This window comes from Novosphingobium sp. ST904 (genome assembly GCF_001298105.1).
Classification (GTDB): Bacteria; Pseudomonadota; Alphaproteobacteria; order Sphingomonadales; family Sphingomonadaceae; genus Novosphingobium.
In genome coordinates this window covers 1-20681 of the sequence record NZ_LGJH01000097.1, presented here as the reverse complement: position 1 = coordinate 20681, position 20681 = coordinate 1, and the positions used below count along the sequence as shown (strand labels likewise).

General features: G+C 64.8%; 26 protein-coding genes and 2 pseudogenes. 13 read left to right on the top strand and 15 right to left on the bottom strand.

The annotated features are described in order from the left end of the window. The 3 genes from ADT71_RS32695 to ADT71_RS32690 form a co-directional block, all read left to right on the top strand. The coding region (locus tag ADT71_RS32695) for a hypothetical protein (protein WP_231635512.1) at positions 1-377 on the top strand (377 nt) is incomplete at its 5' end. A gap of 2 nt (positions 378-379) precedes the next feature. After that, complete coding sequence (locus tag ADT71_RS02760; RefSeq protein WP_054434860.1) at positions 380-955, top strand: recombinase family protein; 576 nt, start codon at positions 380-382, stop codon at positions 953-955. Positions 956-986: 31 nt separating this feature from the next. After that, on the top strand, positions 987-1118 hold the full coding sequence (locus ADT71_RS32690; protein WP_231635514.1) for a very short patch repair endonuclease: 132 nt from the start codon (positions 987-989) through the stop codon (positions 1116-1118). Positions 1119-1428: 310 nt separating this feature from the next. Here the strand turns inward: ADT71_RS32690 and ADT71_RS02750 are convergent, their stop codons facing one another. The 4 genes from ADT71_RS02750 to ADT71_RS02735 form a co-directional block, all read right to left on the bottom strand. Further along, positions 1429-2211, bottom strand: a complete 783-nt coding sequence (locus tag ADT71_RS02750; RefSeq protein WP_197282893.1) for a hypothetical protein — start codon at positions 2209-2211, stop codon at positions 1429-1431. Next, a complete protein-coding gene (locus ADT71_RS02745; protein ID WP_197075296.1) occupies positions 2208-3386 on the bottom strand; it encodes a DNA cytosine methyltransferase in 1179 nt (392 codons plus the stop codon). Before ADT71_RS02745 ends, ADT71_RS02750 begins: the two co-directional genes overlap by 4 nt. After that, positions 3349-3564, bottom strand: a complete 216-nt coding sequence (locus tag ADT71_RS02740) for a hypothetical protein (protein WP_037474983.1) — start codon at positions 3562-3564, stop codon at positions 3349-3351. The genes ADT71_RS02745 and ADT71_RS02740 overlap by 38 nt, the downstream gene beginning before the upstream one ends. 73 nt (positions 3565-3637) lie before the next feature. After that, entirely contained in the window at positions 3638-4213 is a 576-nt protein-coding gene (locus ADT71_RS02735; protein ID WP_054434858.1) for a GIY-YIG nuclease family protein, read from the bottom strand. Positions 4214-4611: 398 nt separating this feature from the next. Between ADT71_RS02735 and ADT71_RS02730 the strand changes: the two genes are divergently transcribed. The 4 genes from ADT71_RS02730 to ADT71_RS02720 all read left to right on the top strand — a co-directional run bounded on the left by ADT71_RS02730 (position 4612) and on the right by ADT71_RS02720 (position 7282). Further along, positions 4612-5241 (top strand): SprT-like domain-containing protein, encoded by a 630-nt coding sequence (locus ADT71_RS02730; protein WP_037474986.1) that lies wholly within the window; start codon positions 4612-4614, stop codon positions 5239-5241. 107 nt (positions 5242-5348) lie between these two features. Next, the gene (locus ADT71_RS02725; protein ID WP_046406887.1) at positions 5349-5996 is read left to right on the top strand and encodes a ParA family protein; all 648 of its coding nucleotides are present in this window, start codon (positions 5349-5351) and stop codon (positions 5994-5996) included. 1 nt (position 5997) lies between these two features. Next, a complete protein-coding gene (locus ADT71_RS31065; protein ID WP_132470352.1) occupies positions 5998-6285 on the top strand; it encodes a ribbon-helix-helix domain-containing protein in 288 nt (95 codons plus the stop codon). Positions 6286-6328: 43 nt separating this feature from the next. Continuing rightward, the gene (locus tag ADT71_RS02720) at positions 6329-7282 is read left to right on the top strand and encodes a replication initiator protein A (protein ID WP_037474991.1); all 954 of its coding nucleotides are present in this window, start codon (positions 6329-6331) and stop codon (positions 7280-7282) included. Between the two features lie 424 nt (positions 7283-7706). Here ADT71_RS02720 and ADT71_RS02715 read toward each other — a convergent pair whose 3' ends face one another. Genes ADT71_RS02715 through ADT71_RS02690 form a run of 6 tightly spaced genes read right to left on the bottom strand, consistent with a single transcriptional unit; the run spans position 7707 to position 11138 of the window. Further along, positions 7707-9275 carry a type IV secretory system conjugative DNA transfer family protein gene (locus ADT71_RS02715; RefSeq protein WP_082370118.1) on the bottom strand — a complete coding sequence of 523 codons (1569 nt, stop codon included), beginning with the start codon at positions 9273-9275 and terminating at the stop codon, positions 7707-7709. Beyond that, a complete protein-coding gene (locus ADT71_RS02710) occupies positions 9275-9559 on the bottom strand; it encodes a hypothetical protein (RefSeq protein ID WP_054434856.1) in 285 nt (94 codons plus the stop codon). The genes ADT71_RS02715 and ADT71_RS02710 overlap by 1 nt, the downstream gene beginning before the upstream one ends. Then, positions 9556-10011 (bottom strand): hypothetical protein, encoded by a 456-nt coding sequence (locus tag ADT71_RS02705; protein ID WP_054434854.1) that lies wholly within the window; start codon positions 10009-10011, stop codon positions 9556-9558. The genes ADT71_RS02710 and ADT71_RS02705 overlap by 4 nt, the downstream gene beginning before the upstream one ends. Continuing rightward, positions 10005-10556, bottom strand: coding sequence for a hypothetical protein (locus ADT71_RS02700; protein WP_054434852.1), 552 nt, complete (start codon positions 10554-10556; stop codon positions 10005-10007). Before ADT71_RS02700 ends, ADT71_RS02705 begins: the two co-directional genes overlap by 7 nt. Further along, the gene (locus ADT71_RS02695; RefSeq protein WP_054434850.1) at positions 10553-10795 is read right to left on the bottom strand and encodes a conjugal transfer protein TraD; all 243 of its coding nucleotides are present in this window, start codon (positions 10793-10795) and stop codon (positions 10553-10555) included. The genes ADT71_RS02700 and ADT71_RS02695 overlap by 4 nt, the downstream gene beginning before the upstream one ends. A gap of 19 nt (positions 10796-10814) precedes the next feature. Continuing rightward, entirely contained in the window at positions 10815-11138 is a 324-nt protein-coding gene (locus ADT71_RS02690; RefSeq protein WP_054434849.1) for a conjugal transfer protein TraD, read from the bottom strand. Between the two features lie 169 nt (positions 11139-11307). On the opposite strand from ADT71_RS02690, the gene traA reads away from it, so the two are divergent. The 3 genes from traA to ADT71_RS02675 are packed head-to-tail and all read left to right on the top strand — an operon-like array spanning position 11308 to position 14968. Continuing rightward, positions 11308-14223 (top strand): Ti-type conjugative transfer relaxase TraA, encoded by a 2916-nt coding sequence (traA, locus tag ADT71_RS02685; RefSeq protein ID WP_054434846.1) that lies wholly within the window; start codon positions 11308-11310, stop codon positions 14221-14223. A gap of 8 nt (positions 14224-14231) precedes the next feature. Beyond that, a complete protein-coding gene (locus ADT71_RS32685; protein ID WP_054434845.1) occupies positions 14232-14444 on the top strand; it encodes a hypothetical protein in 213 nt (70 codons plus the stop codon). Positions 14445-14479: 35 nt separating this feature from the next. Beyond that, on the top strand, positions 14480-14968 hold the full coding sequence (locus ADT71_RS02675; protein WP_231635513.1) for a DUF6118 family protein: 489 nt from the start codon (positions 14480-14482) through the stop codon (positions 14966-14968). Positions 14969-15272: 304 nt separating this feature from the next. Here the strand turns inward: ADT71_RS02675 and ADT71_RS02670 are convergent, their stop codons facing one another. The 4 genes from ADT71_RS02670 to ADT71_RS35410 are packed head-to-tail and all read right to left on the bottom strand — an operon-like array spanning position 15273 to position 16902. Continuing rightward, a complete protein-coding gene (locus ADT71_RS02670; RefSeq protein WP_054434841.1) occupies positions 15273-15614 on the bottom strand; it encodes a Rap1a/Tai family immunity protein in 342 nt (113 codons plus the stop codon). Positions 15615-15617: 3 nt separating this feature from the next. Continuing rightward, complete coding sequence (locus ADT71_RS32680) at positions 15618-15980, bottom strand: DUF1259 domain-containing protein (RefSeq protein ID WP_231635511.1); 363 nt, start codon at positions 15978-15980, stop codon at positions 15618-15620. After that, positions 15980-16549 carry a DUF1259 domain-containing protein gene (locus ADT71_RS32675; RefSeq protein ID WP_231635510.1) on the bottom strand — a complete coding sequence of 190 codons (570 nt, stop codon included), beginning with the start codon at positions 16547-16549 and terminating at the stop codon, positions 15980-15982. Before ADT71_RS32675 ends, ADT71_RS32680 begins: the two co-directional genes overlap by 1 nt. 17 nt (positions 16550-16566) lie before the next feature. Continuing rightward, positions 16567-16902 carry a Rap1a/Tai family immunity protein gene (locus ADT71_RS35410; protein WP_054434837.1) on the bottom strand — a complete coding sequence of 112 codons (336 nt, stop codon included), beginning with the start codon at positions 16900-16902 and terminating at the stop codon, positions 16567-16569. A gap of 114 nt (positions 16903-17016) precedes the next feature. Here ADT71_RS35410 and ADT71_RS02655 point away from each other — a divergent pair, with 114 nt between their 5' ends. After that, positions 17017-17976 (top strand): chromate resistance protein ChrB domain-containing protein, encoded by a 960-nt coding sequence (locus ADT71_RS02655; RefSeq protein ID WP_231635509.1) that lies wholly within the window; start codon positions 17017-17019, stop codon positions 17974-17976. A gap of 179 nt (positions 17977-18155) precedes the next feature. Here ADT71_RS02655 and ADT71_RS02650 read toward each other — a convergent pair whose 3' ends face one another. Next, on the bottom strand, positions 18156-18548 hold the full coding sequence (locus ADT71_RS02650; protein ID WP_054434835.1) for a hypothetical protein: 393 nt from the start codon (positions 18546-18548) through the stop codon (positions 18156-18158). Positions 18549-18763: 215 nt separating this feature from the next. On the opposite strand from ADT71_RS02650, the pseudogene ADT71_RS02645 reads away from it, so the two are divergent. Both ADT71_RS02645 and ADT71_RS35405 read left to right on the top strand, forming a co-directional pair. Beyond that, positions 18764-19380 (top strand): annotated as a pseudogene (locus ADT71_RS02645) (recombinase family protein). A gap of 9 nt (positions 19381-19389) precedes the next feature. Then, positions 19390-20560: pseudogene (locus tag ADT71_RS35405) on the top strand (DUF4158 domain-containing protein); the annotation flags it as partial. Positions 20561-20681 lie beyond the last annotated feature (121 nt).

The window sequence follows — 20681 nt, the reverse complement described above, 5'->3', positions numbered from 1 at the left end:
ACATCACCCTGGAAATGGCGCCACTTGAAATCCGTCATCGTTCCGTCCGTCCAATCTCCGCCAAGCATGCTCAAGCTTCACGATTTTTGCAACAGAGCCAGCGCGACCTTGTTCATCGGCTTATGATGCCTGGCGGGCAGGGCGCCATGTCCTTCACAATTGATCCTTCACGGCTTGGCAGGCGTGAACGTCAGCTTTTCAACGCCGCGATCACCGCTGAAAGCGGCCGGACCGCTTACCATTCAGATCGGCCATGCCCGTATTTCGATCCCAATCGGGAAAGTCTCTGGTGTCATAACCGGTCGGTTTTGACACCAGCACCCGGCCCCAGCATTTCCAACGGTTTGCAGGTGTCAAAATCCTGTGTCAAAATGTAGGTATGGAAATCGGCTACGCCCGCGTGTCCCGAGGCGACTCCCAGGACATAGACCCACAGCTTCGCGCGCTCCGCGATGCCGGGTGCGATCCCATCTACCAGGAGGAGGCATCGGGCGGCCGAGCTGACCGCCCCGAGCTGGCGCGCGCGATCGGCGCGTTGAAGGCCGGCGACGTGTTCGTGGTGTGGAAGCTCGACCGGCTATCGCGCTCGCTTCGCGACCTTCTGTTCACCCTTGAGGCGATCACCGCCGCAGGCGCAGGATTCCGATCGGTGACTGAGGCGATCGACACCACCACCGCGCCCGGCCGATTGATGACGCAGATGCTAGGCGCGTTCGCCGAGTTCGAGCGCGCCATGATCCGCGAGCGAACCATGAACGGGCTGGCGCACGCGCGCAAAGCAGGCCGGCATCTTGGACGCCGGCCGAGCCTTACCGGTCAGCAGCGCGCCGAGATCATCGCCAAGGCGGAATCCGGCCAAGGCTCCCCTGCCCAGCTCGCCAGCCTCTTCCGCGTATCCCGCTCCACCGTGCAGCGTGTGTTGCGCGAGCACCGCGCCCGCCAAGCAGTTGACTGATACGCTGACCCCAGCGGCTCGATCGGAGCGCATGCGCCAAGTGCGGGGGAAGGACACCCGTCCGGAAATGGTGGTGCGTCGATTGGCGCATCGGCTCGGTTATCGCTTTCGCCTGCATCGGCGCGACTTGCCCGGCAGCCCGGACATCGTGTTTCCGGCCTGACGAGCGGTGATTTTCGTGCATGGATGTTTCTGGCATCAGCACGATTGCCCGCGCGGTGCGCGACGACCGGCGAGCAACGCCAGCTATTGGCATCCCAAGCTGGCGAGGAATGTCGAACGGGATCGGGAAGCGCGGCAGCGCCTTGAGAGCCAAGGCTGGCGAACCTTGGTGATATGGGAATGCGAGATGCGGAACGCCGACGAGCTATCCCGCCGCCTGACCGATTTTCTTGGCGGTTAGGCCCGGCGGATAGCCGCCATGTCCGATACCTTCTGGACGGCGCCGGCGCGCCGGACCGTGGTGCGCCGCATCAGGTCGGCGCGGCTTGCATCACCTCGAAATCGACGTGATTCAGCTCGGCATCGTATCCTTTGAAGCAGCGGTGGAAGGCTGAAAGCAGCTCAACGGCATCGATTGGCTGGGCTGAGACGGAGGGGCTGGCGAGGGACGGCACGGTGCTGGGAAACAGATAGATGCAGGCGGGCGGAACCCGGAAAGGGCCAATGTCGGTGAGCCTCGATCCGTCCTCGCCAGCCACCTTGGGGCATGGGCGTCCGATCGTGCCGCACACCATGTCCCAGACAATCAGCCCATCCACCCGCTGATTGCGTGAGATCACCTCGGCGCTGAGGCGAGTGTGGATCCCCGACCAGGCATTGCGCCGTGGATCGGCGCCAAGGTTGGTGCAGATGCTCCAGATCACGAACTCATCGGCATCGGCCGGGCGCTCGAATATGTTGGTGTTGTTGCCGTCCAGGCAGCCTTTCAGGTCAATGACGGCTCTGCGCCCGCTTGGGAGCCGGACGGCATAATCGTTGCGGCTGGAGTCCTCCGTCAGGTCCCATCCTGCGATGAAGCCTTCATCCTCCATGTGGTTCAGGACGTGCTGAACGAACTCGCGCTTGGCGCGCATCGTCGCGGAGAACTGCCCTCTCACCCGCTCGACCGCGCCCCGGAAGAGGCCCGAATTGTAGAAGTCGCGTTCGTCCAAGCCATGATCGCCGAGCCGGTGCGCCTCGGTCTTCAAGACCTCCGCGAACCGCTCGATTTGCGCGCGCAGATCACTGTTCTGCTCGCAGGGGATGACGCTCATGCAGCCGCCCGCTCGGCCGCCTCCGCCATTCCGAGCAAGGGCTCCAGGATATGATGGGCCAAGTGCCGAACCACCGGCACCGCCACCCCGTCTCCGGTGAGGTGGTAAGCCTCATTGTAGTTGCGGGGCAGCTTGTAGTCGTCCTCCAGGCCCATCAGGCGGGCCGTCTCGCGCGCGGAGATCAGGCGCGATCGGACCTTGGCGCCGTCGATGACGACGATAACCTGCCGACTGGACCCGCCTGCGGGCGTTCGCAGGCAGCCCGAAATGTCATCGAAACGCACTTCCGCGCGCTGCACCTTCACGCCCTTTTCGTTGAGCCGCGTGCGCTTGTAGACGCCGCCCACCACGCGATGCCCGGCCCGCTTGGCCGCGTTCACCTTGGCGAGGTTGAGCGGCGACATCATGCCTAGGAGTTGCTGGGTTTCGGCCGGCGTGTGCCACGGCACGCTCGATGGGTTCTCCTCGATCATGTCGGCGAACGTCGTATTGCGGCGGTTCGGCGTCGGCATGTTCCACCACAGCATTGCCTCGCGCAACGCCGCCGGCAGCCGTTCTACGGCGCTTTGCAGCCCGCGAGTGTGGAAGGGCTCAATGGGACCAGGCGCGAGCAATGCCGGATCGACCTGCACGTCGCCATGAACGCCGATCACGAACAGCCGAGGACGGGATTGCGGGAGGAACAGGGCCGCATTGATGACGAGGGCGCCGCAGCGATAACCAGCGTCGGCGAAGGTCTGGCAGATCGCCTCGAAATCCTTGCCCCCATGCGAAGTCAGCGTCCCGCAGACATTCTCGAGCGCGATCAGTTGGGGCGCGCGATCGTCCGCGATCAGCCCCCTGATCACGTCCCAGAACGGGTAGAAGGTTCCAGACCTCTCGCCGCGTAAGCCGGCGCCGCCGCCTGCGAGCGACAGGTCCTGGCAGGGGAACGACCCCCAGACCAGATCAGCGACGCCGGGCAAATCCGCAGCGGTGATTTGCTTCACGTCGCCAACCTTCAGCTCGCCTCCCGTCCCCCAATTGGCTTGGTAGGTGAGCCCCTTCTTATGATCGAAGTCGTTGGCGAACAGGCAGGTCCAACCCGCTCCCAGCCCGGCGCGGGCCATGCCGCCTCCGGCGAAGAACTCATAAAACTCAGCCATTGGCGACCCGACCTTCCTCACGGCGGTCATTGGCGCCCGTCTCGCGCGCCAGCTTCTCCGCGATGGCTTCGGTGATCCAGGTGTTGCGCGAGACGTTGCCGGGACGGCCGGCGCGCGCAGCGTCGATCAGCGCGAACGTCTCAGCAGAGAGACGCAGGTTTATGCGATCAAGGTCGCGCACCGTGGCGGGCTTGGAGTTCGTGGTCATGGCGCCATTGTGGCGCCACAATCATCTTCTGTCTAGTATGTTCTGCGTCTGTTCTAAAAAATGAGCAAGCCCCCTACTCTTCTCCAGGATCAGACTCGCCCGTCAGGCCCAGCAGCTCGGCATGGTAGCTCGCCAGTCGATTGAAGTGAGCATCCATAGCCCGAGCTACTTGGGGTGAGTTTTTCACCGCCAGGAAATGGCCGACGATCTGAGTGTAGTGGCCTGCCTGGCGCGGAAGCCGCTGCACCGGATCGATCTTGTCGGCGATCTCCTCATCCGACATGACCTGAATCACCTGGGCTGGCTCCGGCACCGGCGCGCCTTCCGGAGAAGCCGCAGGAATCGACCCGTTCATCAGTTGAGACTTTGGGTTGAAGTGGTGGAACAGCACGCCTTCCAGCGGCGTGATCTCTTCCTTCGTTTCCACTGGATAGGCGAGCACCCAAGCGATTTCCCAAACGTCGATCTGACGATTGGCAATAATGTCGGAGCGGGCGGAAGTCAGATGCCGCGCAACGCGGCTGCGAATGCCATCTTTGGACTGGCCAACGTAGATCGGCACTTGGTCCAGATCGCAAAGGACGTAGACGCCAATCTGGTTGGTAAGGGTGCGGACCGCCTTCTTCCTGAATGTAAAATCGATCGCCACCGCTTACTCCGCCTGAATATCTAGCGGCACGATAGCCTTGGTAAGTTGCAGGCGCCAAGTCGGCGCGTCCTTCTGGACCGCGCTCTATCTCCGCTTCGCTCCGACCGAGCCGCCGATCGGCGTCTCGTCCCACACGGGTGACGATCGCTCGCGCGAGGACGGGCGCGCCCGTCCAGGGTGGCGCCGGCGACGCCGGCGGCGTTGCATTTGATCGGAGGGAAAGTGGGGCACCGCCCCCCTCTCCCAGCAACGGCAATCAGCCGGACCGTGGCTCGGCTACGCCTGCGCCCGCACCACACCGGCAGATTCCCGCTGCCCCCTCACCCCCCGCTGTTCGCCACGAGGCAGAGCCGATGGCCAAGGCCATCGCCCCGAGGGCGATTTGAAGGGAGCAGGACATGGAGCAGGATAATCGCGAAAGCTGGCTGAACCGGGTGGCGATCGGCATGGGGCCGCTATTCAAGGCGCTGGACGCCCCCCTTCCCTCCCGCGTGCGGGTGGCGATCGGCTTCACCAGCAGGGGAGCCAAGGGCAAGGCGATCGGCGAGTGCTGGGACAACCGGCGCAGCGGCGACGGGCATTTCGAGATATTCATCCGGCCCGACCTTGCCCACGCCCCTGATGCGATGCCAGCGCAGATCGCCGCGATCCTCGCGCACGAGCTGGTCCACGCGGCGGTCGGGATCGCGGCCGGACACGGGAGAGCGTTTAAACGGGTCGCAGTCGGGCTGGGGCTGGTCGGGCCAATGCGCGCCACCACCCCCGGGGGCGCCTTCCTTTCCGCCATTGCACCGATCCTCGCTGCGGCAGGCCCCCTGCCCCATGCTCGGCTCGACACTGACGGGGAGACCACCCGGCCCAAGAAGCAAGCGGCGCGGATGCTGAAATGCGAATGCGCGACGTGCGGCTATACCGTCAGGACGGCACGCAAATGGCTGGAGACAGCGGGCGCGCCCTTGTGCCCGGTCGACGGCCACGGACCCATGCGCCACGATGCGCTCGACAGCGACGATGAGGCGGCGGGCTAATCTAGATCGCAAAAGTCAGGCTAACGGCAGGTGGCGGAACTCCAATGGGTTGTGCCATCCTTCCAATCTGCATAATATCACACCAACAAGATTGAAGGTGTGCACACGTGCAAATAATCACACTAGCAGCTCAAAAGGGCGGGGTTGGAAAAACCACGTTGGCCGTCAATCTGGCGGTTGCTGCCCAATCCATCGGTATCAAGACCGCGCTGTTCGACCTCGACCCGCAGGAGAGCGCCACAGCATGGAGTGAGCGCCGTGAGGCCGAACTGCCGCATGTCGAGCCGATCAGCGCCCGGCGGCTGGATCAGGCGATCGATGCCGCCGGAGCGAATGGCTTTGCGCTCACCATCATCGACACACCACCTGCCGCTGGCGCTGAAGCCGTTGCCGCCGCGCAACGCGCCGACCTTGTTCTGATTCCGTGCCGCCCTTCCCTCATCGATTTGGACGCGATCAAACGCACCGCCCAGCTCATCAGCAGCACCGGCAAGAGCGGCTATGTCGTGCTCAATGCTGCACCCCCGACGGCCACGGCGCTGTTGGAAGATGCCCGGACCTTGGTTGAGGCCTCGGGGCTGAAAGTCGCACGCGCGGTGCTGCGCGAGCGCAGCGTCTATCGCGCAGCATGGCCTTACGGGCTTGGCGTCATCGAGCATGAGCCGGCGGGAAAAGCCGCTCAGGAGATTGCATCCCTGCGTGAGTTCCTGTTTGAAGTCTTGCAGGACTGCACACCTGCAAATGTGAAGGTTTGATATGGCACGTCGTTCATCTCTTCTCGCGCCGGCGATCCCGGAGAAGCCAGCGCAAGACGCTGCGGCGGAGGCGCGGCCTTCCCCCGCACCGGAACAGCCGGCAGCACGATCCGGCGGGCGACGACCCGGCAAGTATCATCTCGGAGCCTATTTCGATCCGGCAGACCCGACTGCGGAGGCCTTCCGAGTGTTGGCAGCGCGGACGCGGCGCAGCCATCAGGACTTGCTGGCCGAAGCGATTGCCGAGTTGGTGGCCAAGTATGACGCTAAGCAGCAGTTTGGCCGGTGATGGTGTGCAATATTGCACACTTGCAAGCGTGCAAGGTTGAAACGTGAAGAAGCGGCAGGATCCTAATCCGGAGTTCGATCTCTTTCTGCCGATCATGGGCGACCTTCCGCTCAAGGATCAGCGGGAGACGATGGAACGACCATTCTTCTCCTTGCAGAAGCGCAAGCGGGTCAAGCCGATCGAATATACCAGCCCCGATGGGGCGACCTGGGTGAAGATCGAAGCGATCCCGGCTTATGGCATGGCGACGATCTGGGATGCCGATATCATCATCTGGGCCACCTCGACGCTGAACCGAATGCGTGAGCAGGGGATCAACGACCTTCCGAGGACGCTCAATACAACATCTTACGACCTTTTGCGGGCGATCAAGCGCGACACCAGCGGGAGGGCCTACCAGGAGCTGCAAGCGGCCCTCCAGCGACTACAAACCACTTCCATCTCTACGTCCATCCGCGCGCCCAAGCGGCGCAGCAAGGCAGGCTTCAACTGGCTGGATAAATGGACCTTGGAGGTGGACCCCGACACTGACCAGCCCCGTGGTTTGACCATCACTCTGTCTGATTGGGTCTATGAAGGCATCATGGCGGAGCGCTCGCTGCTCACCATGCACCCCGACTATTTCCTGCTCTCCGGAGGACTGGAGCGAGCACTTTACCGCATCGCCCGCAAGCACGCCGGCAACCAGCGAGGCGGGTGGACGTGCCGGGTTGAGGTGTTGCGCGACAAGACCGGTAGCGACAGCAAGCCCAAAGAGTTCAACCGGATGCTGCGCAAGATCATCGAGGCAAACCAGCTTCCTGATTACGCGGTGGAAATGGCTACGACCGTAGATGGCAGCCCGGCCGTGACGTTTCGGTTGAGAGGGGAGGCGGAGGCCTTGGCGCTGTCCGAGCAACTCCAGGCCGAGCAGGAACGGCGTGCTCGCTTGGAGGCCGATCGCCGGAGAACCTCCGAGGTTGATGACCTCATGGACCGGCTTGCACGCCGCTCCTGACTATCGTGGTTTCACACACCGCAGCTTTGGACGGGCGGGCAACGAGACCTGGATGATGAGTCAAAAGCCGCCCCGAGAAGGGAAATATGGAGCCACTTACTATCGTGGGATCACACACCTTCCGTTCGTGGTTTCACACACCCTGCTATCGTGGGATCACACACCGAATAACGTGGTTTCACCCACCGGGTGATGTGGCAAGTGATTGTACCGAAAGCGATATTTTCGCTTATCCACAGGCTTAACTTGTTTAACGATTCCTATTTAACAGAATCTCTTAACGTCAGGACGCACCCAGAGCCGTGACCTGAGAAGAGCAATGCGGAATTGGCGATGCGTACCTTCAGCGTCCCGCCGGTGGAGAGGGCGGCGAAGGCGATACCCCAAAGCTCACCGTTCGATCTTCCAGAACGGGTGTGTGCGATCACGCCGGATCGAACAGGCCGGCGAACTCGCGCTGCTCATAGTAGCGGACCTTGCTGGCCCAGAGCGGGGGTTCGCCCTGGCGCAGCAACAGGAGCGTGTCGGCCGGCATCCGCATGATTTCGTCGGGCGTGACGAGCCGCCGCGCCGTGACGTGCGTGCTGACGCTTTCCGAAGGAGCGGCGCGATTTTCACCCCAGCCCGTGCCGCGCGATGTGCTGAGGGTTGCGTATTCCAGCGTCGTGTCGCCGATCGTGCGCGAGAGCATGTCGGCGGTGGCATGATCGTTGACCCCGAACGTCTGGATCACGCCGGCGTTGGACAAGAAGGTGCCGGCGCGCTCGCCATAGAGCGCGCGCAGCTGGTGCATGTCCTGGAGGATCGGCCAGAGCTGGAGGCCGTAGCCAGCCATCAGCCCCATCGCGCGCTCTACCGGCTCCAGTCGGCCGAGGGCGGCGAACTCATCGAGCAGGAACAGCACCGGGCGTTCCGGCCGGGCAGGGGAGCGCGCCATGTCGGTGACGGCCTGCGCGACCAGGAGCCGCAGCCACCGCGCATAAGTATCGAGCCGGTCGGGCGGCAGGCACAGGAACACGGTGCCGGGCCGCTCCTTGAGGTCCGCGAAGCGGAAATCGGAGGCGGACGTGCTTTCGACCAGGCGTGGGCTGTCGAGAAAGTGGGTGTGGCGCTGCGCCGAGGACAGCACGCCTGCGGCCTCGCGATCGGATTTGCCGAGCTGGCGATTGGCGGCGCGCGCGATCAGGCCGTGCGCGCCGGGGCTGCCCTGCATGTCGGCAAGCAATGCGGCGAAGCCGGTGGGATCGCGGGTGAGCTTGTCGCGCACATTCGCGAGCGTGGCTTGGGACACAGGCTCGTGGACGACGGTGTGCAGGATCACGCCGGCGATCAGCGCTTTGGCTTCCTCGTTCCAGTGCGCCTCGCCCGATTGCCCCGGCGCATCATGCACCAGCGCGTCGGCGATCGTCTGCGCATCTTCCGCCAGATCAGGGCTGGCGGGATCAAGCTGCGCCAGCGGGTTGTAGCGGGCCGCAGGACGCCCGGAGACGCCGAAGGGGTCCAGACACCACACAAGGCCCTTGCTGGCCCTCGCACGGGCCGTGACGCGGGCATTCTCGCCCTTGGGGTCGATGCAGACCACCGAGCGGTCAAGCAGGAGCAGGTTGGGGATTATCGTACCCACGCCCTTGCCCGAGCGGGTGGGCGCGATCGTCAGCAGGTGCGCTGCGCCGTCATAGCGCAGCAGCTTGCCAGATTCCTTGGCGCGGCCGATCAGGAGATCCCCACTCGCTTCCAGCTTGCGCACGTCAGCACGGTTGCCGAAGCGGGCGGAGCCCAGCAGCTCATTCCTGCGGTTGCCGGCCCGGCTATTGATCCACCAGGTCGCGCCGATCAGGCCGACCAGGACCAGGAACGACACGGTGCCGGAAATCTGCCCGACGCCGAAGATGCCTTCCAGCCATCGCGCGGTCGCATAGGCCGCGACGAACGAGACGACGATCGCGAGCCGCCAGCTGATCGGCCGACGTCCGCCGATGAGCGGCCCCGGCATCAGCAGACCCGTTCCAGCGGCGTGATCGCCAGCGAGGGATCGGCGTCGGGATGATCTAGCAGCTTGAGAATGATTTGCGTGGCGAGGGGAGGGGGCACCGCCTCGTCGCGCAGCATGTCGAACAGCGCCTCGTCATCCGCGCTCAGCGTCATGCCCTCGATCGCGAGGTTGGCGCGGGATTCGGCATCGGCTTCGCGCCATTCCGCCACGTCAGCCGGCGTGCCGCGTTCGAAATCCAGTGCGCGGACTTCCCGGCGGATCGCATCGAGGTCGAGAGCGGTCATGGTGCCTCCTTGTGCGTCACCAGCGCGGCTGCGCGGCGCAAGGGTTCCTCCAGCCCGTTCCAGGCATCCCGCAGGCGCTGGAGCTTCGACAGGGCATCGAGGATCACCGTTTCCTGTCCGGCGACAGGGCGCATGTTGTCGAGCCGCTTGGTATCGAGGACGAGCGCCAGGCTGCGCCCGGCAGCTCGCAGGTAGATGCCGGAGGCGCGCAGCGAAGGGGCAAGGACAGGTGAAACGATCGGGAGGTGCTGCGCCCACCCGTCGAGCATGGCCTTCACGCTCGGGTTCGGTGCGCCGGAATCCCAACATTGATGGGAAACGCGCAGGCTCGCCGGCCGGCCTTCCTTCAGGAGAAAATCATAGCCGGCGAAGCCGCTGCGCCGCGCATCGAAATAGATCGTCCGCGATGCTTCCGGGCGTGCGCCGGCGCTGTTCGGATTGCGCTTCAGCACCAGGTCCGGCGCGCGCTCCGCGCCAGCTCCGCATAGCCGATGAAGAAGTCCATCACCTCCGGCACCGGCACCGGCTCATAGGGGCTTTCGGCGCGTTCGATGGCAGTGGCGATCAGCTCGCGGTCCGGGCCCGACGCCAGCGGCAGCAGGCGTTCGTAAGGCGCAGCAGCATCAAAGCCGGACGCAAGTCTGGAGCCGGCGAGATAAACGTCAGGCGCGAGGAGCAGGGTAGCGATAGCGGGCACCGAGGAGCGCTGCGCGTCACGGCTGATCGCATAGCGGGCGGGCTGGTCGGGCGTGAAACCGGCGTCGATCTTGTTCTCCACCAGCAGCATCGCAGTGCAGGCGGGGCCCAGCCAATAGCGGACGACCAGATCGGCCGTGCCGGACGCACCGACATGGCGGACCTGCCGCGCGATCGTCACCCGGTCGAAACCGGCTTCCAGCGCCGCAGCATCGAGCAGCAGCGCCGCAACCTTCCAGTCTGCCAGCAGCAGCCGTTCAATCACGCCATCGAGCGCGTATTCGGTGACGGCAGGCTTCATACCGATCCTTCCGATCGGGCAGGGGAAGCATCGCCGGCTTCCATGTCGAATGCGCGTTTGCCACGCCGTTTCCAGAGCGCGAGCGTGTCGCCGACATCGTCGCCCCGTGCCTTGGCGGCCAGCTCCAGCAGCGCACCGTAGATCGTCGCGCGATCGTCGTCGGCGAGTTCGACCAGGCCGGCTTTCTGGACGAGCCCGCCCAGCTCGATCAGGTGGCGGGTGCGTTCGCGGCGTTGCACGACCCAGCCTCGCGTATCGCTACGACGCCGCGCCGCTTCCAGACGCTGGATCAGCGCCCGGTTGCGCGTTCCCGCCGTCGCCGTTGCCGCCAGCAGTCCGGCTACCTTTGCGCCCGCGCCGCTGAAAGAAGGCGGCGCCTTTCGCGCGCCACACCTCCTTCGCTTCCGCATCCTTCATGGCGACGGCATCGAGCAGCGCGCCAGCGAGCGTTTCCATGTCGAGCGCGTCGGCGCAGGTTGCGGTGACGAGCTGGCCGAGCTGTTCGATGCGGCGCGCCTTGATCGCCTTCGCGCGGCTCTCCAGCGCTTTCAGCTCCGCGTCATAGTCGCGCACCTTTCGCATGGTGCTTTCTCCTTTCGCGCCAGATTTACCGCAGCCTAGCAAACGAGAGCGGACAGGCAACCCACAACGGGAACGGACGAAAGTCAATCAACAGGAGCGGAGCGAGTGGTTAGTGCGCGCTTATACGTCGTTGCCGACGTGGGCTAAGTAAGGCAGGATGTGCAGCGTCATGGCGATCTACCACTTCTCGGCTAAGGTCATCAGCCGCAACACCGGCGCGAGCGCGGTTGCCAGCGCGGCCTACCGCTCGGCTGACCGGCTGTTTGATGAGGGCAAGAATCGCCACCACGATTTTAGTAACAAGGCGGGTGTGATTCACCGGGAAGTGATGCTGCCCGAGGGAGCACCGGAGCGTTTAAACGACCGCGCGATCTTGTGGAACGAGGTAGAGGCAGGCGAGAAACGCAAGGATGCGCAGCTTGCCCGCGAAGTAGAGTTCTCAATTCCGCGCGAAATGAACGAGAAGCAGGGCGTCCAGCTCACGCGCGATTTCGTGAAGAACCAGTTTGTCGATCGCGGCATGGTCGCGGACCTGAATGTGCATTGGGACAAGGCGAAGGACGGCACCCCGAAGCCGCACGCGCACGTCATGCTGGCAATGCGCGACGTTGGGCCGGAGGGCTTTGGTAAGAAGAACCGCGACTGGAACAGCACCGAGCTGTTGAAGGACTGGCGCGAGGCGTGGAGCACGCACGTCAACGAGCGCATGGCCGAACTCGGACTTGAGGGACGGATCGATCATCGCTCCTACGAGGTCCAGGGCATCGCGCTGGAGCCGCAGCACAAGATCGGCCCGGCTGCGTCGCGCAGGCCGGAGCAGGGACTTGAGGCCGAGCGGATCGAGGATCACACGCGCATCGCCCGCGAGAACGGCGAGAAGATTATCGCCAATCCCGATATCGCACTGGACGCGATCACGCGGCAGCAGGCCACCTTCACCACCCGCGACCTTGCGACGTTCGCGTTCCGGCATAGCGACGGCAAGGAGCAGTTCGACCAGGTGATGGGGGCGGTACGCGCATCGCCCGAGCTGGTCGCATTGGGGAAGGATGGCCGCGACCAGGAGCGGTTCACCAGCCGCGACATGATCGCGGTGGAGAACCGGCTTGAGCGGGCCAGCGACGAGCTGGCGGGCACCGCCGGGCATGGCGTTGCCGATCGGCATCGTGACGCGGCGATCGGCGCGGCCGCGGGGCGTGGCCTTGTCCTGTCGGGCGAGCAGCGCGACGCCTTCGATCACGTCACTGGCGACGCCGGGCTGGCGTCCGTCGTCGGCTATGCCGGTTCAGGCAAATCGGCGATGCTTGGCATCGCGCGCGAGGCTTGGGAGGGGCAGGGCTACACGGTTCGTGGCGCGGCCTTGTCGGGCATCGCGGCCGAGAACCTTGAGGGCGGGTCCGGTATCCAGTCCCGCACCATCGCCAGCCTTGAGCACGCATGGGGGCAGGGCCGCGAGCAGCTAGGCCCGAAGGACGTGCTGGTGGTGGACGAGGCCGGCATGATCGGCTCGCGCCAGATGGAGCGGGTGCTGTCCCAAGCCCGTGACGCTGGGGCCAAGGTGGTTATGGTAGGCGATCCTGAGCAGTTGCAGGCGATCGAGGCCGGCGCGGCGTTCCGCAGCGTCGCCGAGCGCCACGGCGCGGCCGAGATCACCGAGATACGCCGGCAGCGCGAGGACTGGCAGCGTGACGCCACGCGCGCGCTGGCGACAGGGCGCACCGGCGAGGCGATCCACGCTTATGACGGCAAGGGCATGGTCCACGCGGCCGACACCCGCGAGGCGGCGCGGCGCGAGCTGGTGGATGGGTGGGATCGCGCGCGTCAGGCCGAACCCGGAAGCACCCGGATCATCCTCACCCACACCAACGCCGAGGTGCAGAGCCTCAATGGCGAGGCGCGCGACCGGTTGCGCGCGAGCGGCGACCTTGGCGACGACGTGACGGTGAAGGCCGAGCGCGGCGAGCGACAGTTCGCGACCGGCGACCGCATCATGTTCCTTCGCAACGAGCGCGGCATGGGGGTCAAGAACGGCACGCTGGCGACGATCGAGCGGGTATCGCCCGAGGGCATGGCGGTCCGCCTCGATGACGGGCGCGGGGTCTCATTCGACACTAAGGACTATGCCCATGTCGATCATGGCTATGCGGCGACGTTCCACAAATCGCAGGGGGTGACGGTGGATCGCGCGCATGTCCTCGCCACCCCCGGCATGGACCGGCACAGCGCCTATGTCGGCCTGTCGCGGCATCGTGACGACGTGCAGCTCCACTATGGCCGCGACGACTTCATCGATCAGCGCCAGCTCGTCCGCGCCCTGTCGCGCGACCGGGGCAAGGACATGGCGGGCGATTACGCCAAGCCCGAGCAGGACCAGGCCCGCGCGTTCGCCGATCGGCGCGAGATCCGGTTCCCGGAACTCGCGCGCCAGGTGGTGGAGAAGGTCCGCGACAAGGCCAGGGGCATGTTCGACGGGTTCCGGCCGAAGCCGGCAGCGGAGCGGGCGACGTCGGCCGAGCGCGTCGTAGCCGATCGGCCGCTTGCGCCCTCGCAGGCGAAGGCGATCGAACGCTATGGCCGCGCCGCTGCTGATATGGAGCGGATGCGGGCGAAGGGATTGCCGGTGCTGGCGCACCAGGAACAGGCGCTGGCGAAGGCCGGCGACGCGCTCGACCAGGTGCGGCCGCATGGCGCGCGTGACCTTGCCAGCGCGATCGAGCGCGACCCCCGGCTCGCGCGCGACGCGGCCGAGGGCAACACGGGCGGCGCGGCCAAGGCGATGGAGACGGAGCGTCAGGTCCGCATCGACCCGGAGAAGCGCGCGGGCCGGTTCGTGGAGCAGTGGCAGGGTATGAAGGAGGCGCGGGCCAGCATGGAGCGTGCTGGCGACCGTGCGGGCGCGGAGAAGCTGGGCAAGCGGATGGAGGGCATCGCGGGCGGGTTGCACCGCGACCCGCAGCTCGAATCCGCGTTGCACCGTCGCGCGCCTGAGCTGGAACTGAAAATGGAGCGCGGCCGGTCGATCGCAAACGAGCTGGCGCAGTCGGTTACGATTGGGCGCGACCGCGATCATGGCATGAGCCGGTAAGGGAAGTGATGGACGACGATATTCAGGACGGCGACGATCCGGCGGAGGCGTTCGACCAGTTGCGCGCCGTGATCGAAGGCCAGGACCGCGAGCTGGCGCTGCTACGCCGTGCCTTGGAGGGCTTGGCGGCCGAGCGGGCGCATATCGACGTTCCCGACTATACCGAGACGCTGGGGCGGATGCAGCAAAGCGTGGACGCCACAGCGACCGGATCGCGGTGATCAACGACGTGATCGCGCGGAGTCCGGCGTTGGCTATGACGCCCGAGCAGATGGCGCAGCGCATCGCCGCAGCGGGCAACGCCGCCCGGCGTGAGGATCAGGCGGCGCTCGTTAAAGCCGGCGAGGACAAGGCCCGCGTCATGGCCGAACTTCGCGCCATCGCCGGATCGGCATGGACACGGGCCGACCAGAAGAACCGGCAACTATGGTTCGGCCTGGGCGGGGCGGCGATCGGCATCCTCGCATGGACGATCCTGCCCGGCTTGGTCGCGCGCGATATCGCGCCCGCGAGCTGGCAATGGCCCGAGCGCATGGCGGCGCGGACGCTCGACCTTCCCCGTTGGGAAGCAGGGCAGCGGATGATGCAAAGCGCGGCACCCGATGCCTTCGCCAACATCGCGGCGGGCGATCGGATCGTCACCGCCAACCGCGAAGCTCTGGAAGCCTGCCGGAAGCGCGCGAACAGAGCGCGTGAGGCGGTACGGTGCACCGTCAACGTGGAAGCCGACAAGGGAAAGCGATGAACCAGGCGCGTTACATGCCCGGAACGGCGTCCCGCTCCCGGCATGCTTCAATCAGTTTTTCGCGCTGCCTCGCTCGCCGAGGCAGCGTTGCCTGGACGCGGAAATCACGCGCGAGGGCGGTTCTGCCTCTCAACTCACGATGGGCGCGATAAACCTTAAATGCAGCCAGCGCTGATCGTTGAAGGGATGCCGCTACAGATTCGGGGTTTCAGGAACGCGGGGCTAATATTCGGGGTTTCAGGAACAATGAGTGCATCATAGCCGATGAGCTAGTCGTTCGCGCCGGTTGTGACACTCGGCTTCGTCATTGTGGTGGATTAGACCGACAGGGCCAAGCCTCGCTCATTGCGCGCTCCGCGCCCGCCATCATGTGCTTGTCATGGAAGTAGGTGTTGGCCTCCGCCCAGCGCACATAGGTGGTCCGCAATCGGTGACGATTATAACGAGGTGGGTCACAGACACTCTGCTGAGCGATCATCATGTCAACGATGCCCTGAAGGTACGCTCCGCAGCCCGGCTCGCTTGCCCGGCAACTGGTGAGCAGCGCCAGACCTTGCATTTCGGTCGGTGTTTCGTCTTGAGCGAGCGCGCCTGTAGGCGCCAGCGCGGCTGCGGCGAACAGCGCCGTCCACCAGTTCCGTGTCATAGGTCAGCTCCGTTGCACATTGGTTTTGTCCAGTGCTGCCCGGAGCCCGCGTGCGAGCTTCTGGGCGTCGTCATTCGCCCAGAAGTGCATGAAGAAGAGCCGGGGCTGGTCATCCAGCATGTGATTGTGGAGCGCGGTCACCTCGATGCCGCCGGCGCGTAGCGCGCGGAGCACGGGATCGACCTCGGCCGCAGTGAGCACGAAGTCGCCGGTGATCGCCGCCCGGCCGGAGCCAGTCGGCTGAAAGTTAATCGCGGTCGCGGTGCCCATGGACGCTGGCGCGGGCATGCCACCGTCGCTCAGCTTTTCCGCGCGCGGGAAGCTGAACTGATACACGCCGCCATTGGGCTTGCCCTTGCCATCCATCAGCCGGTCGAGCGCGGCCGTGTCGAGGGCGATTGGCGGCGACGAGCCCGCGCCGCGGACGGCGGCTGCGAGTCCCTTGACGGTGCCGTCATCGGTGTCCGGCTGGCGGCGAGCGCTTCGCGGAGGGCGGCCGCCAGCTTCACCGGATCACCATGTCCGCCGATATGCATGTACATGGTCGCGGGCGCGGAACGGAGCAGATGGTTGTGGAGCGCGGTGATGGTGAAGCCGGATGCCAGCAACCGGCTCATGACCGGATTTACCTCCTCATGCGTCAGCACGAGGTCACCCATGATCATTACCTGGTCGCCCATGGGGTGGAACGCCGCCCAGGAGCCGAGGGCGAGCGCCGGCTTGATTGTCACACCGTCGAGCTGGACGTTCAGATCGCTGCGCGGGAAGCCGTACCGGCGAACGCCGTCCGGCTGCGTCGTTCCGGCTCGGCCGAGGCTCTTGTCCACGAGCGCCCACCTGTCGCGGTTCGCCTCGGGCGGTGTCGCTTGCGGGTTTGTCTGGGCGGCGGCTGGCGCAGCGAGCGCGATCGCCAGCGGGAGCAACAAATGACGCAATGCTTCTCTCCTCAATCTCAATTGGTCTGTCGGCATGGGAAATGTCGGCGCAACGCCATCGTGACGCCGGCGAGCCGGGGCAGGTTGGCTGCCTGACGGTTCTCTGCCGCCCACGCCAGGAAGATACGGCTCAGCTCGCCCGACCGGACGCCTCGGCCGCAGATTCCGGCTTCGCTGCCGCCATTGCCGAAAGCGGAGAGCGTCTCGGCGGCACTAGCGAGATATGCCTCGCACCGGCCGTTCGCCTTTCTGTTCGTCTCGTCGGAACACGTCCGGTAGAACTGCGCTACCGTCTCATAGCCCGGTTGGGCCGGGGCAGACGAGGCCCCTGAGCACGCCAGGCACGCCAGCATGGCGGCACTACCTGATCCAACGGCACGCATCGCGGTCTCCTCCCCCGGGTTTTAGCTCGTCCAAGCAAACGATACAAGTGTACGTTCGTTGCGCCGCCATGTTACAGGTGCTTCATGACTGATGTTTCCTCGCCTGAACCGCGCGACTGGCTGCTGCTGATCCCGCAGCTTCCGTCCAAGCCCGCCTATCTGCGCGTGCGGGTATGGCGGCGCTTGCAGGCGATGGGTGCCGCCCCGCTCAAAAATGCCGTCCACGCCCTTCCTGCTGGGGACGACACCCGCGTGCTCTTCCAGGAACTCAGAGCGGAGATCACCGCCGGGGGCGGCGAGGCGCTGATCCTGGAGGCCCGGCTGGTCGAAGGGATGGTTGACGCGGAGCTTCGCGCCGTGTTCGACGCGGCCCGCGACGCGGATTACGAGGAGTTGGCGCGCGAAGCGCGGACGATCGCTGAGGCGGAATACGTGTCGTCCGCCGACGTCCGGCGCATGCGTAAGCGCCTGGACGAGATCGCCGCGATCGACTTCTTCGGGGCACATGGGCGGCAGGCGGCAGATGCCGCGATAGCTCAAGCGGAGGGTCGCGCCGGCCGCCACCCGGACGTGAGCGGGCCGGGAGCGCCGGAGCTGACGCCTGCGGAGCTGAAAGGGCGCACTTGGGTCACACGCCGTCACGTGCATGTCGATCGCATCGCGTCGGCCTGGCTCATCCGCCGGTTCATCGACCCGAGCCCCAGCTTCAAGTTCGTGGATGGCAAGGGCTACCAGCCTGAGCCCGGCGAGCTTCGCTTCGACATGGCGGACGCGGAGTTTACGCACGAAGGCGACCGCTGCACCTTCGAAACGCTGACATATCGGACGGGACTCGACGGCGATCAGGCGCTCGTTGCGCTTGCCGAGATCATCCATGACCTCGACATCGCCGACGACAAGTTCGGTAGGCCGGAGACCGCCGGCATCGCCGCGCTCATCAATGGCATCTGCGCGGGCACTGGCGACGACAACGAGCGCATCGCCCAAGGGTCGGGTGCGCTCGATGGCTTCTACGCACATTTCAACAAGCGTCGCGGCACATAGGGGGCCGGGATCATGGTGAGCATTGAACACACTGTACCGGCAAGCACGACCTCGGAAGAGGCACGCCCGCCCGAGTTGAGCTACCCCGCGCTATTCCTGCGCTTCTTGGGGTTTGAGTATCAACGGAACAGAAAACCTACATAAGGGATCAGCCGACTTTTCCCGCATAGCTCGGTTAGTTAGCGCCAGCTATCCAGGTCCTTGATCATTTTCCTGTGACATTTGAGGTGATGCTTCATCAGCCTGATGTCGTGGAGGTAATCCTGCTCCGGCCGAAACTCGTAATCCGGATCGATGTAGAATCGGTTTCGGGTAAAGCACTCGAACAGATTGATGCCGTCCCAGGTGTCGATAACCTGTTCGAGGCTTTTCGCCATATGATGCAACGGCGAACCAGGTCCATTCTCATCCCTCATCTTATGAAGGCGCAAATGGATGTGTTGCAGCATGTCGGTCCGCATGTAGCTGTTCAAAAGCATGAGCGAGTGGGTCGGTGTCTTCGGAACAGCAAAGCCCATTTTATCTTCTGGCGGCAGGTCCGCGACATCCTGGTGGTCGTCGTTGTCAGTCATCACGTTTCGCTCGCAAGAGATTTTCCCCCATGCTCCACCGGTGCATCCACAAAAGCCTTGCCTGAACGTCACAACAAACCCCGGTTTGATGCGAAGCGGTCCGACGAACGCGATCGACCCACTGGACGGCCTTCAATCTCACATCTACCCGTCCAGAAACCTATAGCCGGTAAACCCATCGTTCGATAGATTGATGCAAGAGGGAGCGGGCGTCGATGCTGATCGGGTACATGCGGGTGTCGACGGGCGAGCAGAATCTCGATCTGCAACGTGATGCGCTCGATCGTGCCGGATGCAACCGGATCTTCGACGACGTTTGCTCGGGCCGTACGACCGAACGGCCTGGGCTCGACAAGGCAATCGATATCATGCGTGATGGCGACGCTCTTGTTGTCTGGAAGCTCGACCGAATTGGACGGTCGCTGCCTCACGTCGTCGGGCTGGTCGGAGATCTGCAGAAGCGCGGCGTCGGCCTGAAGGTGCTGACCGGCGATATCGATACGACGACCGTCACGGGCCGGTTAGTGTTCGGCATCTTCGCAACCCTGGCCGAGTTCGAGCGCGACCTGATCCACGAGCGCACGATGGCAGGGCTGGCTGCGGCCAGGGCCGTGGCCGCGCGGGCGGGCGGCCACGGGTGATGACGAAACAGAAGTTGAAGGCCGCAATGGCGTTGATGGCAGACCGCGACAATGCCGCGCGCGACGTCGCTGTCCAGCTCGGAGTATCGGTGTCGACACTCTATGCCTATGTCGACGCCAAAGGACAGCCGCGAGAGCGGGCCAGCGAACTGTTGGCCAAGCGCGGGACCAGATCCGCGGCAGCGGCATAGCGTGAAGCGGTGCCAGTCAGCTTTCTCTCGGACGACCAGGCACTGCGATATGGTCGCTTCGTAGGCGATCCGACCTCGGAACAGCTGGCGCGGCACTTTCATCTCGACGATGCGGACCGGGCGTTCATCGGCGCACACCGCGGCGACCACAACCGGCTCGGTGTCGCGGTGCAGCTTGGCTCGTTGAGGCTGCTCGGCACTTTTCTCGAAGATCCGGCGCAAATACCTGCGTCCGTCACGCGATTTGCTGGCGACCAACTGGCGATCGACGGATCGGCCGAACTAATGGCGCGATATTGCGCGACCAAGGGACGATGGCGGCACGGCCCGCGCATCCGCATTCATTATGGCTACCGAGTCTTCTCCGATCCCGGCGTCGCGTTCCGATTGCATCGTTTCCTGTATGCGCTGTGCTGGACGGGCACCGATCGACCGTCGGCCCTGTTCGACGCAGCCGCGACATGGCTGCTCGAGTTCAAGGTGATGTTACCGGGATTGTCCGTCCTCGAGCGCGATATCGCACGGGTCCGCACGCGAGTCGCCGCGCACGTCCATCGCCGCCTGGTCGACAAGCTGACGTCAGAGCAACGTACCCGGCTCGATACGCTCGTTGCTGTTGCCGAAGATGGACGGCAAAGCCCGCTCGATCGACTCCGTGATGGGCCATATCTGCAAAGCGGCCCTGAGATCAGCCGGGCCATCGACCGACTGACCGAAATCCGTACATTCACCACAGGCTTGCCCGAACTCGACCGCGTACCGCCCGGCAAGGCCGCCGCATTAGCGCGATTTGCCGCGCCGCGAAAGCGCAGGCCGTCGCCCGGTTGCCGGACGATCGCCGCGCGGCGACCCTGGTTGCCTTCATCCGGACGCTTGAAGCGTCGGCCAGCGACGATGTCATCGACCTGTTCGACGCCGTGTCGACCAAGATGTTCTCCAATGCGCGCATCAACGCCAAGGAGGCGCGGATGCGCTCACTGCGCGATCTCGACGCCGCATCGCTCCGGCTTCGCGATGTCGGGGCGGTGCTGCTCGATGACAGTATCGGCGACACCGAGGTCCGCGCAGCCGTGTTCGCGCTCGTCGACCGGGCAGCGCTGACCGAGCCGTCGCGCAGGTGAACCTGCTCGCCCGGCCGACCGACGAGAGCTACTTCGTCGAGTTGCGCCAGCAGACTGGCCCAGTCGGCCCGAAGCTGCGATTTTGGTCATCTTGGAGAACACGTCGGGAACGGGCTGGTTGTTGTTGACGATCGCCCATGCGAGGAACGACGTTCCGCTCCGATAAGGGAGCGGCGTTAT